We start from the raw sequence: 6,983 nt of genomic DNA, 5'->3' as shown, positions 1-6,983 counted from the left end.
GATTGTATAAACATCTTGATTTTTGGTTTGTTAATCTGGAATGAAAGAACATAAACAATTTATGCTAAAAGCTATAACCTTGTCTAAAGAAAATCTCAAAACAATGGATGGGGGGCCATTTGGCTGTGTGATCGTCAGAGATGGTAAGGTTCTCAGTGCTGAATCTAACACAGTCACACGTGACTGCGATCCCACTGCACACGCTGAGATCAATGCCATACGCGCGGCTGCGAAAAATATAGGTAAAGCGGACTTAAGCGGTTGCATCATGTATACCAGTGCAGAGCCTTGTCCAATGTGTCTAAGCGCAATTTACTGGTCTAATATCGCTGAGGTTTATTATGGAAATACCAAACGCGATGCGGAATGGGCAGGCTTCGGGGATGAATTTATTACTGTTCAATTACAGAAGAAAATTGAAGCGCAGAAAATCACGTTCTCAAGGATTTTTGCAAGTGAGGCAATTAAAGTCTTTGAAGAATGGGTTTCATCAAGTGCCGAAATGAAAGATAAAATTAAAGACGGATCGTTATAAAATTATACCTGCCTTGGGATTGTTATCTTAATTTTCGGCTAAAAAAAGGTAGATAAACAAATAATAACTATAAAGGACGTTTGGATAGATAGCGACTGTATCGGAGAGAAGATGCTAGCATATGATATTTTTCGATATAACTTTAGATGATGAGGTCCAAAACGGGTAGAGCACTCGCGTTATAAGACAATTTGTTATTTGCGAAATGGCGCATATATCTTCAAAAGTAATATAGTAATATTCAATAGGGGAGGGTTATCATCGTATTTTTAGAATTGACAATGTTTCAGTCGCTATGTATAATGTGTAGTGGAGTTGCTGCTTGTCTGGCTTTTTTAAACTGGCTTTATTTTGTTAAATAGGTTGGTAATCATTTCTTTGCGACTGTAAATGTTTTGGTTTCATACAGTAATGAATTATCAGAAATTCCTTGTACGATAATCTGGAAAGTTCCTGTAATATCACCCGTAAAAAATTTCAACTCTTTATCCTGCCCCGCCGTCACGATTTCCAAGGGTGACCATAGTAATGTTGAGCTATAGGCAGGCGCCGGCATTGACAACTCAGCTTCATCTAAACTATATTTTTCGCTGCTGTAGTTAATACCGTTAATAGTGAGAGCCGAATGCTTATTGGTTTCTAATTCGCATCCCTGGTATATCAACGGAATATTTTGAATAATTCTATTGTCGCTGACAATATGCCTCATATATGTTTTCCCTTTTTCGGGGATATATGTTTTCCAGGTATGGCCAGAAAATGGACAATTTAAGCACCAGGTTACACATAGGTAATCACCGCACCTATTTCTGCCTTCCTTTTCGGTATGTCCGGTGGGGCTGAATATATTTCCCTCCCTTTGCGCCTTGATCACAACTTCCTTCAGCATATTGGTTTTTCAAACCCTGCCAAACCTTGAACATCATTGGATACTTGAAGAATGCTTATCCCCCCCGAATGTGATTCGATCACGGTGTTTAAAGATTCGTTCAATTTGATATAGGGATTTTCAATATTGATCTGGTAGTTTTCTTTATTCGATTCGTTAACATTTAAAACGACTTTTTTACCCTGTTCAATACGCAGGTCTTGATGTGTCAAAATAAACTTTCCCGAATTGTCAGTCTCTATCACTGAATAATTATTGCCCCGCAAAACCGATAGTTTAACCGCCCGTTTTAATTTTTTGCCAAAACGTGTCACCTTGCCTTTAAATTCAGCTGAAGTGTAGCTCGATGAACCGGGGTCTGATGTTTTTAACATGTCTGTCCAGCTATATTTTCTCCAGCCTTTAACCAACAAAATGTCTTCAATATATGAAATATTCCTAAAGTCTCTTCCTGAATGGTCAGTAGGCATATCGCCAAGTTCATCTGATAGATAGTGAAAGCTTTGAATATCCTGGGTTAATGCGCTTTGCAGTCGGTTTTGCTGTACACATGCAATGGAAACAATACCTGTATTCGTATCTTTAAAGTATTTTGAAAGATTGAGTTTTAATTGGACAGTTTCTTTAGTGTGATAAACCGCTTTATCTGCATTCACAATGATTTTATCTTCCTGATTGTAGTGTGAAAAGAATAACCTTTCTGATTCCGGCCTGCCAATACTGTCAAGTAGTGTTAAGGCAAAAACTCCCCGGGGCACATCCGCTAAACCGATTTTGATCGTCCGCCCAATGGCGGTTGTCAATAGTGGAACATCAACGTAAACACTTCTATAGTTGTGTAAGAGCAGTCGCATTCTCCTCACACCGTTAGTTCTTACCTGTATTTTTATGGTATCATCGACAACAGCTTTGGAGACGTTCATGGCCACAATATGATTTATTGCACGAGGCAGTTGATAAGTGACGTTTGCATACACGGCCGGGTTTCCCTGGATTAATTGGAATGTATAATTCTTTCCAGCTTTAGGTAACATTCTAAATTTGTTCATTCCGCTGCTTAGCGTTTGGATGGTATCTAAAACTTTATTATCCTCGAGAAGAATCCCTTTTACCCTGGCCGGTTCGCCATTTATCGATTTGGCTTCCCAACCAACAGTATTAAGATTGTTGGCAGATAGGTTCCCCCCTTCCGGATAAAAACGAATTTTTAAACTATCTTTTTCTATTGCAGGTAACTTCAGTTGAAGCCGTTTAATTTCATTTTGGTTTTTTATAGTCGCAATCAGCACTGGATGCTGCGGAGTGATCTGCCCGCGTGCGATACTAATTACATTTTGACCTGTTTTGGATGATTTTAACGGCCGATCCGGCAAATTTCCGACCTTAATGTTGATGTTATAATTGGATTTTCTTTTGGTTTCCTCTTTGATGTTCAATGAAATGCGGAGGGAGTCTGCACGATCTGTATCAACTAGCGCAAGTGTAGCCTTAAAATTTTCAACTACGATGGTTTTTATATTTATCGCCTGCCTGAAAATATTCTTCGGCTGACCGTTTGAATCAAGTAGATTCGTGTAACCTATGATATGATATGCTCCAGAAGCTATTGTATCTGGTAACGACAGGCTGCCTGCACACAAACCGTTTTCAAATGCAAATTGGCCGGATAAGTTAACCTTATTGGTAACGTCATCAAAAAGGGCGATAGATAGCGTATGGTGTAATGTAACATGTGCAGAGTCAGCTTTTGTTAAGTATGCTGAGAACCAAATTTTTTCGCTATTGGTGTATGTTGTTTTGTCGAAGTGAATGAAGAGCCCAGCATTCGAAAAGCTCTGGCCATATTGAACTATTTCCTGACCAATATCGATAGATTGATTCGCTTGTTGAGCCACACATTCTGCCATTGGAAGTGTGCAGACCATTAACCAAAAATATCTAAATATAAATTTCATAAATGAGTTGAAATACCAGTGCGCATTGTGTCTGCAGAGCGTTTCTCCAACAAGATAGAAAAAAATATACGCTGAAAAAAACAATGGTAAATTACTGTGATTCTTTAACCAGGGGCGCAAGAGTAATAAAGCTCGAAACCGCATATTGAAAACTTTATATGAGTTGATTGGCAAAACATCAGGACAGCTCATTTCGACCTCTATCAGAACATCTGTGGGAATAGCTGATTAATTAGATTTGTCCGAATTAATTTTACGCATTTCTAGAACAGGCAGCTCATATATAAAGCAATAGTAAAATAGCTTCTTGAAAATTCTATGTTGTATTTGAAATAGCGATTCTTATGTAGCGTGATAAAATAACCTGACACTTGGATTTGTGGGTGTCTCAAAGATCCAATTTCGGAAGATATCACGCCACGAAGCTGGCTCGGATTTTAGACGATGGTAATAAAAAATTCATTTGCTGGAATTATTAAAAATGCATCATGCCTTGCAAGCATTAGCAGATTGTAGTTATTTATAAGAAGTTTTAGTAAAACTCATTGGCAGAAATAGATGCAAAACTTTAAAATAAAATCAGGGAAAACTTTCCCGGCATGTATTGGTTATTACCTAACTTGCTAAGCTATTTGGAAAGAACTTACTTCATTCACTTTAACAATGCCTTTTTTTTTATGTCCGATGCCATTAACAAAGATCAGTTGGAGCTATTTAACCATTCACCAAATTGCCTGCTGGTCGTATCAGGAAATTTTGATATCGTTTCGGTAAGTAATTGTTTTTGTGATGATTATGCGTTAGATATCGGAGAATTAGTAGGTGTCGGATTAAAAATAGCCTTAGATCGAATATTCGCCAGAACAAGGCTGAAAGGTCATTTATACTATGTTGAAATAGAATCATGGCTCAAAAATCATGTAGCTGATCTTTCTGAAAAACAAACAAAGTCTGATTTTTCCAGAAATTTTCCCGGCGCAACTTACAATGCTGTGGAAAGAGAAAATGCGCTCGTTTACATTTTAATCAGTTTTACCAATGCCTTGCTTGACGGCTTTCTATTGGACAGATCAGAGCGGGAATCTACGCTCCAGGCCATGGCGGACGAAACTGATATTCTGATTAGTATTGTCGATGATTATGGTAAGGTGGAATACCGAAACCCTTCTTGGGAACGTTTTATGGGGAGCGCTATGCCTGGAGAAGGTAGATTCAAATGGGATGAGTTTATACATCCAGAAGATCTGGAGCCCTTTCAAACCTTATTATATAGCTCAATTGTCGCACGCACCGATTTCAGTTCTGAGTTTAGGATTAAAAATCGATTCGGGGAATTCCGGTGGTTAAGGGTTGAAGGCGTGTCTCGGACAAGCATTCACGGAAGATTCATGGGGTATATATGTACCGGATTGGATATTACCCAAATCAAAGATCAGATCGAAAACTTAGCGAGCCTGAACGGCGCACTGTCTGATGCTCATGCACAGCTGAAATCGGGCAAGGAAGAACTTCAGGCAGCTTTTGACGCGGCGGAAATGGGAAGCTGCAGCCTTGATATTAAAACATTAAAAGCGGAAATGTCGGTCCGGTACAGGCAACTTTATGGTCTTCCTTTAGCTGGTGATATCAATTGGGATATGGTAACTGGCGCTGTTGATGCTGATTACAAAGATGAAGTCAATGAGGTTTTGAGCCGTGCAGCGAATTTTGGAACGCCGGTTGACAGCATCTATCCGATAAGGCACCTGATCACAGGGGAGAAGAGGTGGATGAGGGTGATAGGCAAAGTGAGATCAGACGATGATGGTAAACCTGAATCTGTTTACGCCGTTGTAATAGATGTGTCCAAACGGATGGAGGAAGAAAGCAGGAAAAATAGATTTATTGCCATGGTCAGTCACGAGCTGAAAACACCGCTGACCTCGATCAATGGCTATGTTCAATTATTAGCGCATAAGGCTTCCAGAAGTTCCAACGTGGAATCGATAGTGGTCTATCGCAAAATCCTTGGCCAGCTCAAAAAGATGGACAGGCTAATCGCTGGTTTTCTTAATATATCAAGACTGGAATCGGGAAAGCTGGAAATAACCAAGGGTCCATTTGATATTGCTGACCTGGTTTTTCAGCTTAAAGAAGAGTTTGGTACCGAGGTTTCCACTCATCAGATTGTTCTGCAGAATACCAGTTCACTCATCATTAATGCGGACAGAGACCGTATCGAGATGGTTATTCATAACCTTTTAAGTAATGCAGTTAAATATTCCCCGATAGGTTCAGAAGTTCTGATTGCTTATGGACGGACTGAAAATGCACTCATATTTACAGTGAGTGATTCGGGTAAAGGCATCCTTGAAGAGGAAAAAAGTCAAGTTTTTGATCGTTATTTTAAAAGTGAATCCGCTCAGGAAAAACAATTGCAGGCTTCGGTATCGGGCTTTTTCTATGTGCTGAGATTATTAATCTCCATGGTGGGAAGATCTGGGCTGATAACCTTTCGGGAAGCAAAGGGGCTGTTTTTGGGTTTAGTTTACCTGTTTAACTTGCAGTTCTGTTTGCACGGATTATAGTAATTTGTATAGTTTGAGGTTATCCAAAGTAGCATATAGCCTATAATTTAATTTTCAAATGATGAAGTCGCAAAATCTAATTCCTTATCGATAATTTAAATTTATCAAACTAATTCATAATAGCGTTCGGAATCCTAGATGAAAATAACCTGATTAAATACATTTCGATACATCGACACAACAAATCTGCAGACGGTTTTTCTTCGTAAATAGCTCAAACCATTACTTCAATTAATCTTTTAAATGAGAGGGTAAATGGTACAAAGGCGAGGTTGTTTTTACGCTCTGCATTCTCTGGCAAACGGTGTCATGAGAGGGGCTTAGGGTAAACTATCTTATTGTCCGGGATGGAATGATTTGTACAGGGTTACAAAGCACCGTTTAAACAACCGCCTTTAATTAGCAATCTGGAATGATTATAATAAAATGAAGATAAATAGCCAATATCGTCGGAAAAGTTTTGATGCATTGTATTTATTTTTTTACCTAACTTCATTGAGTTAACATCGGAAATGGTTGCACCTTGGTACTCGCTGCGCCTTGAATATTTTAAGTATTTTTCACAACCATGAAATCTAAAAATCATTTTGACTAAACCAATCGCGAATAGGCAATGTTCTTAAATTGCATCATCCCTGGGAAATTTTGTGAGTAGAGATCATTCATCAAACAGAATTTTTAGAAGTGATGAGCATACTTAATCTCACTAAAACCTATTCAAATGAAAGCAGCAGTTTTTCACAAGCCTGGCGATATCCGGGTGGACAATGTACCTGATCCTGATATTTTAGACACTAGAGATGTAATTCTAAAGGTAACTTCAACAGCTATCTGCGGTTCTGATCTGCATATTCTCAGTGGAGCGGTTCCTCAAAAAGATCCCATGGTGATGGGACATGAATTTATGGGTATTGTAGAGGAAGTGGGATCTGCAATCACTAATTTAAAAAAAGGTGATCGTGTTGTCGTGCCTTTTCCAATTTCTTGCGGGAAATGTTTTTTCTGTACCCATGAGGCCTCACCGGCTTGTGACAGTT

At 38.9% G+C, this 6,983-nt stretch carries 5 protein-coding genes; 3 read left to right on the top strand and 2 right to left on the bottom strand.

All coding sequences use genetic code 11. The features are described 5' to 3' along the window. Positions 1-40 precede the first annotated feature (40 nt). Positions 41-535 carry a nucleoside deaminase gene (locus tag ON09_RS21220; protein WP_010603083.1) on the top strand — a complete coding sequence of 165 codons (495 nt, stop codon included), beginning with the start codon at positions 41-43 and terminating at the stop codon, positions 533-535. Between the two features lie 370 nt (positions 536-905). Here ON09_RS21220 and ON09_RS21215 read toward each other — a convergent pair whose 3' ends face one another. Further along, positions 906-1,424 carry a hypothetical protein gene (locus tag ON09_RS21215; RefSeq protein WP_010603082.1) on the bottom strand — a complete coding sequence of 173 codons (519 nt, stop codon included), beginning with the start codon at positions 1,422-1,424 and terminating at the stop codon, positions 906-908. Beyond that, the gene (locus ON09_RS21210) at positions 1,418-3,379 is read right to left on the bottom strand and encodes a hypothetical protein (RefSeq protein WP_157259043.1); all 1,962 of its coding nucleotides are present in this window, start codon (positions 3,377-3,379) and stop codon (positions 1,418-1,420) included. Before ON09_RS21210 ends, ON09_RS21215 begins: the two co-directional genes overlap by 7 nt. 599 nt (positions 3,380-3,978) lie before the next feature. On the opposite strand from ON09_RS21210, the gene ON09_RS21205 reads away from it, so the two are divergent. After that, the gene (locus ON09_RS21205) at positions 3,979-5,946 is read left to right on the top strand and encodes a PAS domain-containing sensor histidine kinase (RefSeq protein ID WP_010603080.1); all 1,968 of its coding nucleotides are present in this window, start codon (positions 3,979-3,981) and stop codon (positions 5,944-5,946) included. Positions 5,947-6,667: 721 nt separating this feature from the next. Then, positions 6,668-6,983, top strand: a 316-nt coding sequence (locus tag ON09_RS21195; protein ID WP_010603078.1) for an alcohol dehydrogenase catalytic domain-containing protein, incomplete at its 3' end; no start/stop codon positions are given.

Source organism: Pedobacter agri PB92 (assembly GCF_000258495.1).
Taxonomy (GTDB): domain Bacteria; phylum Bacteroidota; class Bacteroidia; order Sphingobacteriales; family Sphingobacteriaceae; genus Pedobacter; species Pedobacter agri.
Note: the sequence above shows the minus strand (reverse complement) of the source record. Positions and strands in the feature narration are given on the sequence as shown.

Bases quoted from the DNA above. Each gene is read 5' to 3' on its own strand.
- ON09_RS21210 (WP_157259043.1), bottom strand. From the start codon at position 3,379: ATGAAATTTATATTTAGATATTTTTGGTTAATGGTCTGCACACTTCCA.
- ON09_RS21220 (WP_010603083.1), top strand. From the start codon at position 41: ATGAAAGAACATAAACAATTTATGCTAAAAGCTATAACCTTGTCTAAA.
- ON09_RS21215 (WP_010603082.1), bottom strand. From the start codon at position 1,424: ATGCTGAAGGAAGTTGTGATCAAGGCGCAAAGGGAGGGAAATATATTC.
- ON09_RS21205 (WP_010603080.1), top strand. From the start codon at position 3,979: ATGTATTGGTTATTACCTAACTTGCTAAGCTATTTGGAAAGAACTTAC.